At 74.6% G+C, this 17,544-nt stretch carries 17 protein-coding genes; 13 read left to right on the forward strand and 4 right to left on the reverse strand.

Translation table 11 applies throughout. The annotated features are described in order from the left end of the window. Positions 1 to 233 precede the first annotated feature (233 nt). The 12 genes from ACFY2K_RS29385 (at position 234) to ACFY2K_RS29440 (ending at position 12,291) form a co-directional block, all read left to right on the forward strand. Positions 234 to 2,012: an ABC transporter transmembrane domain-containing protein gene (locus tag ACFY2K_RS29385; protein WP_375885280.1), complete on the forward strand. Its 1,779-nt coding sequence runs from the start codon at positions 234 to 236 to the stop codon at positions 2,010 to 2,012. Between the two features lie 43 nt (positions 2,013 to 2,055). Further along, positions 2,056 to 3,834, forward strand: coding sequence for an ABC transporter ATP-binding protein (locus tag ACFY2K_RS29390; protein WP_387715439.1), 1,779 nt, complete (start codon positions 2,056 to 2,058; stop codon positions 3,832 to 3,834). A 128-nt stretch (positions 3,835 to 3,962) separates the two neighbouring features. Continuing rightward, positions 3,963 to 4,208 carry a LapA family protein gene (locus ACFY2K_RS29395; protein WP_375885285.1) on the forward strand — a complete coding sequence of 82 codons (246 nt, stop codon included), beginning with the start codon at positions 3,963 to 3,965 and terminating at the stop codon, positions 4,206 to 4,208. Between the two features lie 47 nt (positions 4,209 to 4,255). After that, entirely contained in the window at positions 4,256 to 4,984 is a 729-nt protein-coding gene (locus ACFY2K_RS29400) for an amino acid ABC transporter ATP-binding protein (RefSeq protein ID WP_375885320.1), read from the forward strand. Positions 4,985 to 5,024: 40 nt separating this feature from the next. Further along, positions 5,025 to 5,918: a glutamate ABC transporter substrate-binding protein gene (locus ACFY2K_RS29405; RefSeq protein WP_387715475.1), complete on the forward strand. Its 894-nt coding sequence runs from the start codon at positions 5,025 to 5,027 to the stop codon at positions 5,916 to 5,918. A gap of 12 nt (positions 5,919 to 5,930) precedes the next feature. Then, entirely contained in the window at positions 5,931 to 6,575 is a 645-nt protein-coding gene (locus ACFY2K_RS29410) for an amino acid ABC transporter permease (protein WP_375885288.1), read from the forward strand. After that, positions 6,572 to 7,438, forward strand: a complete 867-nt coding sequence (locus ACFY2K_RS29415; RefSeq protein WP_375885290.1) for an amino acid ABC transporter permease — start codon at positions 6,572 to 6,574, stop codon at positions 7,436 to 7,438. The genes ACFY2K_RS29410 and ACFY2K_RS29415 overlap by 4 nt, the downstream gene beginning before the upstream one ends. Before the next feature lie 142 nt (positions 7,439 to 7,580). Further along, complete coding sequence (locus ACFY2K_RS29420) at positions 7,581 to 8,486, forward strand: LysR family transcriptional regulator (protein ID WP_360238866.1); 906 nt, start codon at positions 7,581 to 7,583, stop codon at positions 8,484 to 8,486. 119 nt (positions 8,487 to 8,605) lie between these two features. Continuing rightward, positions 8,606 to 9,187: a cysteine dioxygenase gene (locus ACFY2K_RS29425; protein ID WP_380522627.1), complete on the forward strand. Its 582-nt coding sequence runs from the start codon at positions 8,606 to 8,608 to the stop codon at positions 9,185 to 9,187. A gap of 8 nt (positions 9,188 to 9,195) precedes the next feature. Next, the gene (locus ACFY2K_RS29430; RefSeq protein WP_387715445.1) at positions 9,196 to 10,278 is read left to right on the forward strand and encodes a YeiH family protein; all 1,083 of its coding nucleotides are present in this window, start codon (positions 9,196 to 9,198) and stop codon (positions 10,276 to 10,278) included. Positions 10,279 to 10,453: 175 nt separating this feature from the next. Next, positions 10,454 to 11,164 carry a spermidine synthase gene (locus ACFY2K_RS29435; RefSeq protein WP_375885298.1) on the forward strand — a complete coding sequence of 237 codons (711 nt, stop codon included), beginning with the start codon at positions 10,454 to 10,456 and terminating at the stop codon, positions 11,162 to 11,164. Positions 11,165 to 11,271: 107 nt separating this feature from the next. Further along, positions 11,272 to 12,291 (forward strand): TetR/AcrR family transcriptional regulator C-terminal domain-containing protein, encoded by a 1,020-nt coding sequence (locus ACFY2K_RS29440; RefSeq protein WP_387715448.1) that lies wholly within the window; start codon positions 11,272 to 11,274, stop codon positions 12,289 to 12,291. Positions 12,292 to 12,349: 58 nt separating this feature from the next. Here ACFY2K_RS29440 and ACFY2K_RS29445 read toward each other — a convergent pair whose 3' ends face one another. From ACFY2K_RS29445 to ACFY2K_RS29455, 3 genes are all read right to left on the reverse strand, one after another. After that, complete coding sequence (locus tag ACFY2K_RS29445; protein WP_387715451.1) at positions 12,350 to 14,188, reverse strand: hypothetical protein; 1,839 nt, start codon at positions 14,186 to 14,188, stop codon at positions 12,350 to 12,352. A 139-nt stretch (positions 14,189 to 14,327) separates the two neighbouring features. Next, positions 14,328 to 15,236, reverse strand: a complete 909-nt coding sequence (locus ACFY2K_RS29450; RefSeq protein ID WP_375897317.1) for a TetR/AcrR family transcriptional regulator — start codon at positions 15,234 to 15,236, stop codon at positions 14,328 to 14,330. Positions 15,237 to 15,308: 72 nt separating this feature from the next. Then, on the reverse strand, positions 15,309 to 15,827 hold the full coding sequence (locus tag ACFY2K_RS29455) for an NUDIX hydrolase (protein ID WP_387715454.1): 519 nt from the start codon (positions 15,825 to 15,827) through the stop codon (positions 15,309 to 15,311). Positions 15,828 to 15,913: 86 nt separating this feature from the next. Between ACFY2K_RS29455 and ACFY2K_RS29460 the strand changes: the two genes are divergently transcribed. Then, positions 15,914 to 17,134 carry a serine hydrolase domain-containing protein gene (locus ACFY2K_RS29460; protein WP_380522632.1) on the forward strand — a complete coding sequence of 407 codons (1,221 nt, stop codon included), beginning with the start codon at positions 15,914 to 15,916 and terminating at the stop codon, positions 17,132 to 17,134. A gap of 13 nt (positions 17,135 to 17,147) precedes the next feature. Here ACFY2K_RS29460 and ACFY2K_RS29465 read toward each other — a convergent pair whose 3' ends face one another. Then, complete coding sequence (locus ACFY2K_RS29465) at positions 17,148 to 17,471, reverse strand: nuclear transport factor 2 family protein (RefSeq protein ID WP_375897323.1); 324 nt, start codon at positions 17,469 to 17,471, stop codon at positions 17,148 to 17,150. Between the last annotated feature and the right edge of the window lie 73 nt (positions 17,472 to 17,544).

Here is a 17,544-nt window from a genome sequence, read left to right on the forward strand (position 1 = left end):
CGCGGACATGACCTCCTGAGATCCGGGTCCTTCGTACCCATGCGCTGCCCGTCCGGCAGCCCGCCGCCGGACGCGCCGATGTCGCCGCGCCGTCGCGCCGCGCCTCCGGGTGTCCGTTCCCGCGCGACCGCGGGCCGCCCGTGCCTCCCGCACCTCCCGTACTCCCGCGCCCCGCGCACGTCTTGCACACCTCGCACCATCCGCACCCCTCGCACCCCTCGCATCGGAGTGTCATGCCGCTCACCCCACTGCCGCTGGCCGACCCCGGCAGTCCCGACCTCTCCTCGCCCCTGGCCTTCCTGCGCTGGCTGCAGCGCGCCCAGCGGCGCGGGCAGGTCCGTGCCACCTGCTGGGCGCTGATCGAGATGGGCGCCCAGGCCGCCCTGCCGGTGCCGCTCGGGCGCGGCGTCCAGGCCGCCGTCGACGGTGACGCCGGCGGGATCTGGCGGGCCGGCGCGCTGGCCCTGCTGCTGGCCGCCACCGCCTCGGTCGGCACCGTGCTGCTGCACCGGCAGGCGGTCTGGAACTGGATCCACGCCGCCTGCCACGTGCGGCAGTTGGTCGCCGGGCAGGCCTCGCACCTGGGTGCCGGGCTGTCCCGGCGGATCGCCACCGGCGAGGTGGTCGCGGTCGGCAGCGGGGACGTCGAGCGGATCGGCTGGTACGTCGAACTGGTCGCCCGGGTCCGGGCCGCGGTGATCGTCTGGCTGGCCGTCAGCGCGGTGGTGCTGGTGGTCGAACCGGTGCTCGGGATCGGGGTGCTGCTCGGCGTCCCGGTGCTGGCGGCCTCGGTGTGGCCGCTGATCGGGCCGTTCGAGCGGCGCTACACCGAGCAGCGCGAGCTCGGCGGCAAGGCGACCGAGCTGGCCGCCGACACGGTGGCCGGGCTGCGGGTGCTGCGCGGCATCGGCGGCGAGGACCTCTTCCTGGAGCGGTACCGGGCGGCCTCCCAGAAGGTCCGGGCGGCGGCCGTCCGCTCGGCCCGGCTGTGGTCGCTGATGCAGGCCCAACAGGTGCTGCTGCCCGGGCTGTTCGTGGTCGGGGTGACGTGGTACGGCGCCCGGCTGGCGGCCTCCGGCGAGCTCGGCGTGGGCACCCTGATCGGGGTGTACGGCGCGACCGCCTTCCTGGCCGCACCGCTGCGGATCCTGGGCGAGGCGGCGCACGCCTGGAGCGTCGCCCGGGTCTCCGCCGGGCGGGCCGTGCGGGTGCTCTCGCTCAGCCGGACCAGTGGCGGGGCCGACGGCGTGCTGACCGGTCCGGGCCGGTCCGACCTGCACGACCCGACCACCGGGCTGACCGTCCGGGCCGGCGAGCTGACCGCGGTGGTCTGCGGGGACCCGGACTTCGCCGGGGCGCTCGCCGAGCGGCTCGGCGGCCACGTCCCGCTGGCCGAGGGCGAGCGGGCCCTGCCCTCGGTGCGGCTCGGCGGCACCGAGCTGGACACCGTGCCGCTGGCCGAGGCCCGGGCGGCGGTGCTGGTCCACGACAAGGAGCCGGTGCTGCTCTCCGGCACGCTGGCCGAACTGCTGGACGTGCCCTCCTCCGGCCGGGTCCCGGTCGCGGACGCGCTCGCCGCGGCCCGCTCCGAGGACGTGCTGGAGGCGCTGGTGGACGGCTCGCCGGACTGCGCGGGCGACCCGATGCGGGCCCGGATCACCGAACGCGGGCGCTCGCTCTCCGGCGGGCAGCGCCAGCGGCTCGCCCTGGCCCGCGCGCTGCTGGCCGACCCGCCCGTCCTGGTGCTGGACGAGCCCACCAGCGCGGTGGACGCCCACACCGAGTCCCGGATCGCCGCCGGCCTGCGGGACACCCGGGCCGGGCGCACCACCGTGGTGTTCGCCACCAGTCCGCTGCTGCTCGACCGGGCCGACCGGGTGGTGCTGCTGCGGGAGGGGCGGGTGGTGGCGGCCGGGCGGCACCGCGAACTGATGCGCACCGAGCCGGCCTACCGGGCCGTGGTCACCCGGGACGAGGAGGCCGCGCAGGTCGAGGAGGCCGCGCAGGTATGAGCACCGCCGTCAACCGTCCCATCCCGTACGCGAGGAGTACGTCATGAAGCCCCCCGTCCACCAGGAGCAGGGGCCGGTCACCACCCTGCCGGTCGGCTCCCCGGCCGCCGTGCGCGGCTACCTGGGGGTGCTGGCCCGGCGGCACCGGGGCGGGTTCGCCACGGTGGTGTCGCTGCACTCGGTGGCCACCCTGGCCGGGCTGGTCGGGCCCTGGGTGCTCGGCAACCTGGTCGAGTCGCTGGCCACCGGTACCGCCGGGGCCACCATCGCGGTGGCGGTCGGCTGGTACCTGCTGGCGCTGGTCGTGCAGTCCGCGTTCACCGGCTGGTCGCGGCTGCGCGGTGCGGTGCTCGGCGAGCGGGTGCTGGCCGACCTGCGCGAGGACTTCCTGGTCCGCTCCGTCGCGCTGCCGACCGGCGTGCTGGAACGCGCCGGCACCGGGGACCTGGTCTCCCGCGGCACCACCGACATCGACCGGCTGGACAAGTCGGTGCGCGAGGCGGTGCCCGAACTCGCCGTCGCGGTGGTGTCCCTGCTGCTGGTGCTCGGCGCCCTGCTGGTCACCTCGCCGCTGCTCGCGCTGACCTCGCTGGTCGGGCTGCCGCTGCTGCTGGCCAGCTCTCGCTGGTACTTCCGGCGCGCCCCGCAGTCCTACCGCAACGAGGCGGCCGGGTACGCGGCGGTCAGCAACGTGCTGGCCGAGACGGTGGACGCCGGGCGGACGGTCGAGACACTGCGCCTGGGCGAGCAGCGGGTCCGGCTGACGGACCGCAAGCTGCGCGAGTGGCTGGCCTGGGAGCGCTACACCCTGTGGCTGCGCTCGGTCTGGTTCCCGACCATCGACGCCGTCTACACCTCGGCGGTGCTGGCCACCCTGGTGGTCGGCGGGCTGCTCACCCTCCGGGGTTGGCTCACCGTCGGCCAGTTGACCACCGGCGTGCTGTACGCGCAGATGCTCACCGGCCCGGTCGACCTGATCCTGCGCTGGTACGACGAACTGCAGATCGGGCAGGCCTCGTTGGCCCGGCTGGTCGGCGTGCACGAGGTGCCGGAGCACCAGGGCGACGAGTCGGCCCGCCCGGAGGGCCGCCGGGTCGAGGCCCGGGACGTCCGCTTCGGCTACCGCGAGGGCGCGGACGTGCTGCACGAGATCAGCCTGGACGTCGCCCCGGGCAGCCGGGTCGCGCTGGTCGGCCCGTCCGGGGCGGGCAAGTCCACCCTCGGGCGGCTGCTGGCCGGGATCTACGCGCCCGGCCGCGGCAGTGTCACCCTCGGCGGGGCGGCGCTGTCCCGGATGCCCGCGGAGCGGGTGCGGGCGGAGGTCGCCCTGGTCAACCAGGAGCACCACGTGTTCGTCGGCACCCTGCGGGACAACCTGCGGCTCGCCGCGCCCGAGGCGGACGACACCGGACTGCGGGCCGCGCTGGACGCGGTGGACGCCGGGGCCTGGGTGGACGCCCTCCCGGACGGCCTGGACACCGAGGTCGGCTCCGGCGGCACCGCGCTGACCGCGCCGCAGGCGCAGCAGCTCGCCCTGGCCCGGCTGGTGCTGGCGGATCCGCACACCCTGGTGCTGGACGAGGCCACCTCGCTGCTGGACCCGCGGGCCGCCCGGCACCTGGAGCGGTCGCTGTCCCGGGTGCTGGAGGGCCGTACGGTCATCGCGATCGCCCACCGGCTGCACACCGCGCACGACGCGGACGTGATCGCGGTGGTCGAGGGCGGGCGGATCAGCGAGTACGGCAGCCACCCGGAGCTGGTCGCGGCCGGCGGCCCGTACGCGGCGCTCTGGCGCTCCTGGCGGGACGAGCGCCAGCGGTAGGCGCGGGCGGGGGAGAGTGACGCGGGTTCGAAACCCGTACGGGGCCGGATTGCCCCGTGCGGGTTACTCCCTCGCCGGTAAGGGCGCGTAACCGGGCAAATCGTCAGCCCGGACAGCAGACTGCTCCGGTGACCAAGACTTCAGACGGCTCGTCCCGGCCTCAGCGCAGCGAGATCGGCGGGATCCCCACGCGGTACATCGGGATCGGCGTCATCGTGATCCTCGCGGTGTGGTTCCTGTTCGCCAACCTCGACAAGGTCAAGATCCAGTTCTGGGTGTTCACCGTGACCGCGCCGCTCTGGATCGCGCTGCTGGCGACGCTGCTCGCCGGCGGGGTGCTTGGCTGGCTGTTGAAGGGACGGCGCGGCCGGTGAGCACCGCCCCCGAACCGGCCCCGACCGGTTCCCCGGCCTTCACCCCGCTGATCGAGCTGCGCGGGGTCAACAAGCACTTCGGCGAGCTGCACGTGCTGCAGGACATCGAGCTGACGGTCGGTCGCGGCGAGGTCGTCGTGGTGATCGGACCGTCCGGCTCCGGGAAGTCCACGCTCTGCCGGGCGATCAACCGGCTGGAGCCGATCGAACGCGGCACCATCCTGATCGACGGGCAGCCCCTGCCCGCGGAGGGCAAGGGGCTGGCCCGGCTGCGCGCCGAGGTCGGCATGGTGTTCCAGTCCTTCAACCTGTTCGCGCACAAGACCGTGCTGCAGAACGTCTCGCTCGCCCAGATCAAGGTGCGCGGCCGGGCCAAGGCCGAGGCGGAGACCAAGTCCCGGGCGCTGCTGGAGCGGGTCGGGCTGGCGTCGCAGGCCGACAAGTACCCGGCCCAGCTCTCCGGCGGACAACAGCAGCGGGTGGCGATCGCCCGGGCGCTGGCGATGGACCCCAAGGCGCTGCTGTTCGACGAACCCACCTCGGCCCTCGACCCCGAGATGATCAACGAGGTGCTGGACGTGATGCGCCAGCTCGCCAGCGAGGGCATGACGATGGTCGTGGTCACCCACGAGATGGGCTTCGCCCGGGCGTCGGCGAACCGGGTGGTGTTCATGGCGGACGGCCGGATCGTCGAGGACCGCGCCCCGGAGGCCTTCTTCAACGCCCCCGAGAGCGAGCGCGCCCGGGACTTCCTGTCCAAGATCCTGAAGCACTGAGGGCGGCGCCGTGAACCGAAGGACGACGCCCGCCGCGCGGATGCGCGCACGCCTGACCGCCGCGGCCCTGCTGCTCGCCGTGCTGGCGACCGGCTGCGGCAAGGCCGGCACCCCGCCCCCCAAGGGCCCCCAGCCCAGCGCGCTGCCCAGCTACCAGGTGCAGGACGCCGCCTCGATCACCGGCTCGTCGACCCTGGACGCCGCCCGCGGCCGGGGCCACCTGGTGGTCGGCGCCAAGGAGGACCAGCCGTACCTGGGCCAGAAGAACCCGGCCACCGGCGTGTACTCCGGCTTCGACATCGAGATCGCCAAGATGGTCGGCGCCTCGCTCGGCTTCCCGCCGGAGCGGATCCAGTTCAAGACCATCGCCTCGGCCAACCGCGAGACCGCGCTGCAGAACGGCCAGGTGGACTACTACGTCGGCACCTACACCATCAACGACAACCGGAAGAAGCTGGTCGGCTTCGCCGGGCCGTACTTCATCGCGGGGCAGTCGCTGCTGGTGCGCAAGAACGACAACAGCACCCACGGTCCGCAGGACCTGAACGGCAAGAAGGTCTGCTCGGCGGCCGGCTCGACGCCGTACCAGCGCATCCAGTCGCAGTACCCCAAGGCGCACCTGATCGGCTACGACACCTACTCGGCCTGCGTGGACAACCTGATCACCGGCCAGGTCGACGCCGTCACCACGGACAACGCGATCCTGCTGGGCTACGCGGCCAAGGTCCCGGACGAGCTCAAGGTGGTGGGCCCGCTGTTCTCCACCGAGCCGTACGGGATCGGCACGCCGAAGAACGACACCGTGCTGCGCGGGGCGCTGGACGACGCGTTGGCGCACCACGAGCAGAACGGCGACTGGAAGAAGGCCTTCGACGCGACCCTCGGGCTGTCCGGGGAAGCCGCGCCCACCCCGCCGCCGATCGACCGGTACTGAGAGGGCCGCGCCGTGAAAACGCTGACCGACAACTGGTCGACCTACTGGGACGGCTTCCTCGGCACGCTCTCGCTGTTCGCGGTGAGCGCCGTGCTGTCACTGCTGCTGGGCGTGCTGATCGCGGGCTTCCGGGTCTCGCCCGTCCGGCCGCTGCGGGTGTTCGGGACGGTGTGGGTGACGCTGCTGCGCAACACGCCGCTGACCCTGCTGTTCTTCATCGTGGTGCTGGGCCTGCCCCGGTTCGACATCACGCTGCCCTTCTACACCTTCGCCGTGCTGGCGCTCGGCTGCTACACCTCGGCCTTCGTCTGCGAGGCGATGCGCTCGGGCATCAACACCGTGCCGCCCGGGCAGGGCGAGGCGGCCCGCAGCCTGGGGATGAGCTTCGGGCAGACGATGGGCCTGGTGGTGCTGCCGCAGGCGTACCGCTCGGTGGTGGCGCCGATCGGCAGCGTGATGATCGCGCTGGCGAAGAACACGGCGATCGCCGGTTCGTTCAGCGTGACCGAGCTGCTGGGCACCTACCGGACCATCAACGAGCTGGGCTACAGCATCGTCTGGACCTTCGTCTGGATCGCCGTCGGCTACCTGATCATCACCCTGGCCGTCAGTGCCGTCTTCAACCTGCTGGAACGACGAGTGGCGGTGTCCCGATGACCGTTGGAGCCTCGGCGCTGTACGACATCCCCGGCCCGAAGGCGCTGGCCCGGCACCGGCTGTACGGCGGGATCGCGCTGCTGCTGATCGCGGCGCTGATCGGCTGGATCGTCTACATGCTGTTCCACACCCACCAGTTCACCTACGCCAAGTGGGAGCCCTTCGAGTACCGGGGCGTGCAGGACCTGCTGCTGCGCGGGCTGGGCAACACCCTCCAGGCCTTCGGCTGGACGGCGCTGTTCGCGCTGCCCTTCGGCGCGCTGTTCGCGGCCGGGCGGCTGTCCGACCACCGGGTGGTGCGCTGGTTCTCCACGCTGGTGGTGGAGTTCTTCCGGGCCATGCCGCTGCTGGTGATGATCTTCTTCGTGTTCGTCGCCCTCAAGGTGCAGCCGCTCTGGGCGCTGGTGGCCGGGCTGGTGCTCTACAACGGCTCGGTGCTGGCCGAGGTGTTCCGGGCCGGCGTGCTCGCGGTGCCCAAGGGCCAGCGGGAGGCCGCGTACGCGCTGGGGATGCGCAAGACCCAGGTGATGACGTACGTGCTGGTGCCGCAGGCCAACCGGGCGATGCTGCCGGCGATCATCAGCCAGCTGGTGGTCGCGCTCAAGGACACCTCGCTCGGCTTCCTGATCACCTACGAGGAGTTCCTGCACGCGGGGAAGCTGATCGCCACCAACCTGGACTACGACCTGCCGTTCATCCCGGTGGTGATGGTGATCGCGCCGATCTACATCGGGATGTGCCTGCTGCTGTCCTGGCTCGCCCGCTGGGTCGAGCGGCGCAGCCGGCGCAGTCCGAGCGTGCGGGGCGGGGCACCGGTGGCCAAGGCGGGGGTGGCGATGGGGCTGCCGCCGTCGGCCCGGTGAGGACCCGGGCGGCCGCGCCGGTGGGACGGGCGGTTCGGGACTGAACCATAGGTGCCGAAGGGGTCGAGGCCTGGACCTCCAAATTCCTCTTATGATTGCGGAGGCAGGCGGCAGACGACCGGGCGGAGGGGCCATGGAGCCGGTGTTCGACTCGCGGCACATCAGGACGTTCCACGAAGTCGTCCGGGCCGGTTCCTACTCGGCCGCGGCCCGGGAACTCGGCTACACCCAGCCCGCGATCACCCAGCAGATGAAGGCGCTCGAACGCACCGTCGGCGTCCCGCTGTTCACCCGCGCCGGGCGCGGCCTGCGGCTCACCGAGGCCGGCGAGGCGCTCTCCCGGCACGCCGAGCTGATCCTCGGCAGCCTCTCCGCGGCCCAGCAGCAACTCGCCGCGCTCGCCCGGCTGCGCGCCGGGCGGGTCCGGGTCTGCGCGTTCCCCAGCGCCAACGCCACCCTGATACCCGAGGCGATGGCCCGGCTGCTCGCCGAGCACCCCGGCGTCCGGGTCGAGCTGCTGGAGGCCGAGCCGCCGGACTCCGTCCAGCGGCTGCTGCGCGGGGAGTGCGACATCGCGCTGGCCTTCCGCTACCCCGGCCAGGCCACCGAGCTGCCGGACGGACTGGACGAGATCCCGCTGATGGAGGACCTGCTCACGGTGCTGCTGCCGGTCGGGCACCCGCTCGGCCGCCGGCACGCCGTCCGGCTGGCCGACCTCGACGGCGAGCGCTGGATCGCCGGCTGCCCGCGCTGCCGGGCCAACCTGCTGCACGTCTGCGCGGAGGAGGGCTTCGCGCCCGACATCGTGTTCTCCACCGACGACAACCTGGCGGTGCAGAGCCTGGTCGCCGCCGGGGTGGGGATCGCGCTGATGCCCGCGCTGGTGCTCTCCTTCATGTGCCACCGCAAGGTCACCGGGCGGGCTGTCGAGCCGCACCTGCGGCGGCAGGTGAGCGCGTACGTGCTGCGCGAGCACCGGCGGATCCCGGCCACCGGACTGGTGCTGGACCACCTGCGGCAGGCGGCGGCGAGCCGGGTCGGCTGCTGACCGGGCGCCGCGGGCGCCGCGGGCGCCGGCGGGCCAGGGGTAATCCATAAGCATGAGTAGGGGTGATGCTTAGAAAACCTCGTTGGACGTGATAGGTCGGGTGGCCCGAACCTGCTGGCATGACACCCCCAGCCACGGTCGGCAGCGACCGGCTCACCGAGCGGATGACCGCACTGGTCGGCGAGATCCGCGCCGTCGTGGACCGCGGACTGCCCCCCGAACTCACCGCGTACCTGGTCGGCGAACGCCTCGCCCCCCACCTGCTCGCCGCCCCCGACGGCCCCGACGCGCTGCTCACCCCCGCCCAGTGCGAGGGCGACCCGCAGCGCTACCGCCAGCACGTCGTGCACGCCGAGGCCGACGGCAGCTTCTCCGTCGTCGCCCTGGTCTGGCTGCCCGGCCAGCAGACCCCGATCCACGACCACGTCTCCTGGTGCGTGGCCGGCGTCCACCGGGGCCAGGAGAGCGAGACCCGCTACCGGCTGATCTCCGACGGGCGCACCTCCCGCCTGGTCGAGACCGAGCACGTGGCCGGCCCGGCCGGGACGGTCGCCGCCTTCGCCCCGCCCGGCGACATCCACCTGGTGCGCAACGCCTGCGGCACCACCGCCATCTCCATCCACGTGTACGGCGCGGACGTCTCCCGGCTCGGCACCAGCATCCGGCGGGTGTACCAGCTCCCCGCCGACCAGGAGCGGTGAGCGGCGGCGTGGCACTCACCCTCCGCGAGCGGGCCACCCGTACCCGCTCGCTCCCCCCGCTCGGCGGGGACGCCCCCGGTCTGCTGCTCGCGGCGGTAGGGGTGGCCGCCGCGATCGCCGTCCACGCGGCCGTTCCCGCCGTGCCCAAGCTCACCGCCGCCGTCGTGCTCGGCATGGCGGCGGCCCACCTGCCCGGGCTGCGCCCGGTGGTCCGCGGGGTCGCCCGGTCCGGGCTGTCGACGGCCGGGAAGCGGCTGATGCGGCTCGGGATCGTGCTGCTCGGACTCAAGCTCAGCCTGGACGACGTGCTCGGCCTCGGCTGGGCCACCGTCGCGATGGTGCTCACCGTGGTCGCCGCCACCTTCGCCGGCACGCTCTGGCTGGGCCTGCGGCTCGGGCTGCCCGGCGACCAGCCGCTGCTGGTCGCCACCGGGTACTCGATCTGCGGGGCCTCGGCGATCGGCGCGGTCAGCCAGGCCGCGGGCAGCGAGGAGGAGGACGTCGCCTCCTCGGTCGCGCTGGTCACCCTGTGCGGAACCCTGGCGATCGCCGTACTGCCCTTGCTGCAGCACCCGTTGGGGCTCGGCGAGATCGAGTTCGGGCGCTGGGTCGGGGCGAGCGTGCACGACGTCGGGCAGGTGGTCGCCACCGCGCAGACCGGTGGCCCCGGCGCGCTGCGCGAGGCCGTGCTGGTCAAGCTGATGCGGGTGGTGCTGCTGGCGCCGCTGGTCGCGGGCGTGGCCGTGACGGTACGGCGCAACGCGCGCGCCGCGCGCCGGGCGGGCGCGGACGGCTCGGACGGTGCGGACGGTGCGGCGAAGGCCGGCCGTCGGCCGCCGATCGTGCCGCTGTTTGTGGCGGGCTTCCTGGCGATGATCGTGCTGCGGACCACCGGGGTGCTGCCCGAGCGGGCCCTCACCCTGGCCGGGGACGCGCAGGAACTGCTGCTGGCCGCCGCGCTGTTCGGGCTCGGCAGTGCGGTGCACCTGCCGACCATGGCGAAGACCGGTGGGCGGATCGCGCTGCTCGGGCTCGGGTCCTGGGTGGTGGTCGCGGGGGTGTCGTACGCGGGGGTGCTGCTCACGACCTGAGCGACCTGAGCGACCTGGGCGACCTGGGCGGTGCGGGCGCGGCAGTCGTACGCGTGTCCCGCCGCCCACCGGCCCGGTTCGATCACTCGGTCCGGTGGGCGGGACTCGGTTATCGTCGGGCGGGGATCGCCCCCCACGGGGCGAAGCACGCCGCCGAGTCCGCCGAGGAGAAAGCATGACCACCGCACTGCCCGAACGGGACGCCCACGAGGCCGTCGTCACGCTCGACCGGCGGGAGGGCCCGTACGGCGAGGTGGTGCTGCGGCAGCGCGGCCGGCACTACGAGATCATCGCCAACGGCTGCTTCCTGATGGACACCGCGGACGGGCGCTCCGAACGGCTGCTGATCCAGGCGGCCTTGGACGAACTGGACCGCACCGGCGCCGGTCCGGCCGCGCCGTCGGTGCTGATCGGCGGACTCGGGGTCGGCTTCTCCCTCGCGTACGCGGCCGCCGAACCGCGCTGGGGGCGGATCGCCGTCGTCGAGCGGGAGAGCGCGATCATCGACTGGCACCGCTCCGGCCCGCTCGGCGGCTTCTCCGACGGCGCGCTGGACGACGCGCGGGTCTCGGTGATCCACACCGACCTGCTGGAGTACCTGGCCGCCGCCGACGGCGAGCGCTACGACGCGCTGTGCCTGGACATCGACAACGGGCCGGACTGGACCGTCACCGACTCCAACGCCGGGCTCTACGGGGCGGACGGGCTCGCGGTGCTGTGGCACCGGCTGCGGCCCGGCGGGGTGCTGGCGGTGTGGAGCGCCCAGCCCTCGACGGACTTCGAGGAGGCGCTGCGGGCCGCCGGGTTCTCGGACGTCGTGACCGAGGAGGTCCCGGTGAGCCGGGGCGTGCCGGACGTGGTGCACCTGGCGCGCCGGGCCGGCTGAACCCGGGCGCCGCGCAGGCCGGTCGGGACCGTACGGTCGGCGGCCGGCGCTGCTAGCGTGGGCGGCCGCGACGCGAGGGCGTGTCGGGTCGAGCGGGTGGTGGTGTGGTGGAGAGCGGGTCGCCCTCGGAGCGGATCACGGCCGAGCTCCGACGTCGGATCGCGGTGGGGGAGTTGCGGCCGGGCGCCCGGGTGCCCTCGACGCGGCGGATCGTGCAGGAGTGGGGCGTGGCGATGGCCACCGCGACCAAGGTGCTGAACCGCCTGCGCGAGGAGGGCCTGGTGCGGGCCGTCCCCGGGGTGGGGACGGTGGTGGCGGCCCGGCCGGCGGCTCCGCCGGCTGCGCCCGCCGGGAGTCCGGCTCCGGCCGCGGGTCCTGCCGCCGCTCCTGCCGTGGCGCCGGTCGCGACCCCGGCGCCGACGGGCGGGCGGCGGCGGGCGAAGGGCGGCGAGCGGGAGCTCGGCCGGGAGCGGATCGTCGCGGTGGCGGTGCAGGTGGCCGACGCCGAGGGGCTCGCGGCGCTGTCGATGCGTCGGATCGCGACCGAGCTGGGCGTGGCGACCATGTCGCTCTACCGCCATGTGCCCGGCAAGGACGAGCTGTTGCGGCTGATGCTGGACAAGGCCTTCGGCGAACAGCCGCTGCCCGGGGCACCGGCGCCGGACTGGCGGACGGGCCTGGACGAGATCGCACGCCTGCAGTGGCGGATCTACCGGCGCCACCCGTGGCTGGCCTCCACCATGTCCTTCACCCGCCCGGTGCTGGCGCCCGACGCGGCGCTGCACACCGAGCGGTCGCTGGCGGCGCTGGCGGGGACGGGGCTGAGCCTGGCGGAGATGGCCCAGGCCTCGGTCAGCCTGGCGGCCTTCACCTGCGGGCTGGCGGTCCACTTCGAGCGGGAGGCGCAGGCCGAGCAGGACAGCGGGATGTCCGCGGACGAGTGGATGGACCGGCTGGACGACCGGGACCACGACCTGCTGATGACGGACCCGGAGCGGTTCCCGATGTTCGACGCGCTGAACCGGGGGCCGGAGATCGACATGGGCCTGGACGCGCTGTTCGAGTTCGGGCTGGCGCGGATGCTGGACGGGGTGGAGGCGCTGATCGCGGTGCGGGGGAGCGGCTGACGGCCGGCGGCTTTTTGAGGCGGTGAACCGCACCGGAAAGGCCCCCGGCCGTCGTCGGTCAGCCGAACGGCCGGTGCTCCGGCGCGGCGTCGTCCGCGGTGTCGGCTTCGGCCTCCGGTCCGTCCGTGGTGGGGGTGGTGCCGGAGATGCCGAAGGGGTCGAAGTCCGGCGGCGGGATCATCACCGGGGTGCCCTTGCGCGGGGCCGGAGCGGCCGCGGCGTCCGTCGCGGGGGCCGCCGTCGGTGTCGCCGCCGGGGCGGGCCGGGCCGGGATCAGCGGCGGGGTCGAGGGCGGCGGAGGGACGGCGGGGCCCTGGGCGGCGACGGTGGTGCCGAACGGGTCGGGCTTCGGCTCGGCGGCGATCGTGGTGCCGAACGGGTCCGGTGCCTGGGCGCCCCCGGCGGGCGGCGCGGCCGGTCCTTCCGTGGTGGGGGTGGTGCCGGAGATGCCGAAGGGGTCGAAGTCCGGCGGCGGGATCATCACCGGGGTGCCCTTGCGCGGGGCCGGAGCCGCCGCGTCCGCCGCGGGGGCGGTCGCCGCGGGCTCCTCCGCGACCGGGGCGAAGGGGTTGAAGTCGGCGGGCGGGATGCGCACCGGGGTGCCGCGCAGGTGTACCGGCTTCTCCTCCTGGTCCGCCGCCGGGGCGGCGGGCGAGGGCACCGGGACGGGCGGAGCGACGGGCGGGGCCTCCGGCGCGGGCGCGGCCGGGGTCCGGAGCGACTCGCCGTCCCAGCCGAACTGGATGCTCTTCAACAGCTCCGCGAACGCCTCGGTGTACAGCTCCCAGTCCTCCGGCCGGGCCGTGGACAGCTGGGCGCACAGCACCGTCCCGCGGTCCGGCAGCGGTACGAAGGCCTGGACGGCCGAGGTGACCACCCAGCGGCGCTGCCCGTCGGCGGCCAGCGCCCCGGGCACCGGCACGGTCCGGCCCTCGACCAGGACGGCGGCCGGCCCGGCGGGCAGCAGCACCGTCCAGACCTCGGCGTGCCGCCGTACGGTGGCCAGTTCGGTGGCGAGCTCGGTGATCGGCAGCGGGTGCCGGGCGAGCGAGACGACCAGGGTGGCCTCGGAGGCGCGCCCGTCCACCTCCAGCGCGCACACGCCCGCGTAGCGGACGCCCGCGTCGTGGAGCAGGTCGGTCAGGGTCGCGGTGATCACCGCGAAGTCGCGGCGCGGCTCCGGCCCGGTGGCGCTGAACAGCTCCTCGGCGACCTCGGCCAGGTGCCCGGTGAGTTCGGCGGCCGCCGCGAGGGTGGCCCGGTCGGTGCCGTCGGTGCCGTCGGTGCCGTCGGCGGTGTCCGCCGGGGCGGCGGGCACGGCCCGGGCGGTGACCCCGGCGGGCCCGCCGGGGGAGGTCAGCGGGTGGAAGCCCGGCGGGACGACCAGTCGGACCTCGGCGCCCGCGCCGGTGGCCAGTTCGACCGGCTGCCGGGTCTGCTGACCGGCCGCCAGCGCGGCCAGGGCCGGGGCGAACGGCGGGCGCAGCTTGGCGTCGGCGAACTCGCCGGTGACCGGCAGCTGGAACAGCGCGGCCGAGGTGGTGCCCCGGTCGGCGATGGCGCCGCGCACCGCGCCGCCGCCGTAGCGGTGGTGCAGTGCGGTCGTCACCCGGTCAGCGACCCGGGCGCCGCTGCCGGGCCGGGCCGTTCCGGCGGTGAGTACCGTGCCGAGCCGGTCGAGGGCCTCGTGCACCGGGCCGTTGGGTGCCAGCGGCAGGCCGAACAGGGCCTCGGCGGCGGGGTGTTCGGCCGGCTTCGGGGTGCTGAGCGCGGCGGCCGGGTGGCGCGAGGTGTGCTCGTCGAAGAGGGCGTCGGTGAGCGTGCCGAGGGTCGCGCTGACCTGCTCGGCTGCCGCGAAGGGGTTGGCCTCCGCACTGAACTGGACGTCCTGGGTCAACTGGTGAGCCCCCCGCTCTGCTCCGTCTGCGATCGGTGGTTCGGGTGGGACCGGAACCGCCTGGGCGGCGGGTCGTCAGGTCCCCGCCCATTCCTATCAGAGCCCACCGTCGGCACCGAACCGCAGGATCACCCGATGATCACGCCGGGGAGGCGTCGGCGGACCCTTCCGTGGCCTGCGCGGACGGTTCGTCCACGGGCGCCGCGGCCGTCGGGGCGGGCGCCGGGACAGGTGCCGAACCGGCCGTCGGAGCGGCCAGCGCGGTGAGCGCGTCGAGGATGCCGGGGACGGCGAACAGCCCGACGAGGTCCTGGACCAGCCGCCCGGACGGCCCCTCGGGCCGCTCGTCGGCGAAGAAGGAGGCCAGCTCGGCGGCCAGCGCGGGCTCCCGGGCGGCGGTGAGGGTGAGCGAGGCGACGAACTCCTGGACCAGGTGCAGCTGCAGCTCCTCCAGCGGTACGGACCGCTCGGCCAGCCACTCCAGCGAGGTGATCTCCGCGTTGGCGATCCAGGCCCGGACGGTCAGCCGCAGCCCGGGACTCGGCGCCGGGACGGCCAGGTGGGCGAGGATCTGGTCGTGCGCCGCCCGGCGGACCTCGTCGATCACCGCCGAGGTGCCGGGGCTGGCCGCCACCGAGCCGCCGCGCAGCAGCGCGGCGAAGCCGGGCCCGTGGCTCTGCACGAAGTCCAGGTAGCGGCCCATCACCCGGAACAGCCGCTCCGACAGCGGCCCCTCCATCGGCTCCTCGAAACGCGCCGAGAGCTCCCGCCCGGCGCGCCGCAGCGAGGCCTCGTACAGCGCCTGCTTGCCCGGGAAGTAGTGGTACACCAGCGGCCGGGAGGCGCCCGCGGCGGCGGCGATGTCGTCGATCGACACCTCCTCCGGCGGGCGCCGGCTGAACAGCTCCAGGGCCACGGCGATCAGCTGTTCCCGCCGCTCGTCCACGCTCAGCCGCCGGCGCGGCCGCTCGCCCGCGGCCCCCCGGTCGGGGGCGGCGGCGGTCCGTGCTGCGCGGTCGGCCGTCGGCGACGGCGTACGGGAGGCCATGCGCGCAGCCTATCCGGCGGCCGTCCGCGGGCCCATGCGGCCTGTCCCGCGCTCGCCGGCCCGGCCGGCCGGCTACCCGACCTTGAGCTCCAGGTAGCGGCGGTAGGCCTCCAGGCCGTCGACGACGAAGGTGTCGCGGGCGAGGCGTTCGGCGAGCTCGGCCGGGGTGAGCCAGGCGTGCCAGGCGACCTCGGACTCCTGCGGGGCGACCGGGCCGTCCCACTCCGCCTCGTACATGTCGCACCACCAGGAGAGCTTGCCGCCGTCGGGCTCCCGGAACAGGAACTTGAAGAGCGGACGCGGGGCGATGCCCCGGACGCCGAGCTCCTCCTCGGCCTCCCGGACGGCCGCGTCGGCGTAGCTCTCGCCGGAGCCGACCACGCCGCCGACCCACATGTCGTACGCGCCGGGGGAGAACAGCTTGGTGTCCGTACGCCGGTGGACGAAGATCCGCCCGGCCGGGTCGCGGACCATGATGAAGACGCAGCGGTGGGTCAGCCCCTGGCGGTACACCTCCCCCCGCAGCGCCGTCCCGATCACCCGGTCGTTCTCGTCGACGATGTCCAGCAGCTCTTCGGCAGGGTTGGTCATGAACGACAGGTTAGGGTTTCCGGGCCCGCTTCGAACGCGGGACCGAGGTATTCGAACGTCGACGAACGGGCTGAGGACGGCGCGCGGTGGTGGAGATCTGGGGCGAGACGGCCGAGGGGTTCGAGCCGGTACGGGAGGCCTTCGCGCGGAACTTCGCCGAGTGCGGCGAACTGGGCGCGGCCTTCGCGCTGTACCTGCGCGGCCGCAAGGTGGTCGACCTGTGGGGCGGCGACGCCCGGCCCGAGGTCGGCGGCCGGCCCGCGCCCGCGGTGCCGTGGACGGCGGACACCGCCCAGGTGCTGCGCTCGGTGACCAAGGGGCTGACCGCGGCCACCGCGCTGCTGCTGGCCGAGCGGGGCCTGCTCGACCTGGACGCGCCGGTGTCCTCGTACTGGCCGGAGTTCAAGGCGGCCGGCAAGGGCGCGGTGCCGGTGCGCTGGCTGCTGTCGCACCGGGCCGGGGTGCCGGCGCTGGACGTGCCGCTGAGCCTGGACGACGTGCTGACCTGGGAGCGCGCCGTCGACGCGGTGGCCGCGCAGGAGCCCGCCTGGGAGCCCGGGACGGCGCACGGCTACCACCCGTACACCTTCGGCTGGCTGGTCGGCGAGGTGGTGCGGCGGGCGGGCGGCCGGACCGTCGGCCAGTACTTCGCCGAGGAGATCGCCCGGCCGTTCGGGCTGGACCTGTGGATCGGGCTGCCGGCCGGTGCCGCGCCCCGGGTCGGCAAGCTGGTCGACCTGCCCGCCCCGGAGGCGGCCCGGACCGGCCCGAGCGGGCTGCGGCTGCGGCCCAAGCAGTCCGTCCGGGACGCCTACCAGGACCCGGCCTCGCTGACCGCCCGGGCCTTCGCCTCGGTGCTGCCCGGGGTGGACATGAACGACCCGGTGGTGCAGGCCGCCGAGATCCCCGGCGCGAACGGCATCGGCACGGCCCGTTCGGTGGCCCGGTTCTACGCGGCGCTGATCGGCGCGGCCGACCGCCCGGACGGCTCCGGCGCGCTGCTGCCCCCGCTGTTCGGCCCGGAGGTGCTGGCCCGTGCGGTCGGGCCGGTGGTGAACGGCCCGGACCGGGTGCTGATCGTCAACTCGACCTTCGGCCTGGGCTTCTGGCGGCACGGCCCGACCGCGCCGATGGCCTCCCCGGCGAGCTTCGGCCACCCGGGCCGGGGCGGCTCGCTGGGCTTCGCCGACCCTGAGCTCGGGCTCGGCTTCGGGTACGTCACCAACGGGATGCAGCCGGGCGTCACCGGGGACGTGCGCTCGCGCAACCTGATCCGCGCGGTGCGGGGGTGCCTGGGGCTGTCCTGAGCCCTGCCGATCCCTACGCCTGGCCGGTCTCGAAGCGGCTGATCTTCCCGCCGTCGACGGTGAAGCGCCAGGCGGTGCGCATCTCGCCCCAGGTGTCGTTGGTGAAGTTGGCGACCAGGGCGTGGCCGTGGCCGGACTCGGTCTGGACGTCCATCCGGCCGCGCGAGGAGAAGATCTCGCGCTCGGTCCAGTCGGCCAGGTCGCGGTCGGAGCCGTCGTCGGACATGGTCGCGCCGGGGGTGAGCGTGGCCAGGAAGGCGTCGCGGTCGCCGGCGTTGACCGCGGTCACGAAGGCGCGGACGGCGGGGTCGGAGAGCTTGCTGGGGGCGATCGTCATCGAGGACTCCCGAAGGGAAGAGGAACGGGAGTCCTTGTTTAGGGCGTTCGCGCGGGCCGTCCGGGCATGTCGG

The sequence above is a fragment of the Kitasatospora sp. NPDC001309 genome (genome assembly GCF_042896295.1).
GTDB lineage: Bacteria > Actinomycetota > Actinomycetes > Streptomycetales > Streptomycetaceae > Kitasatospora.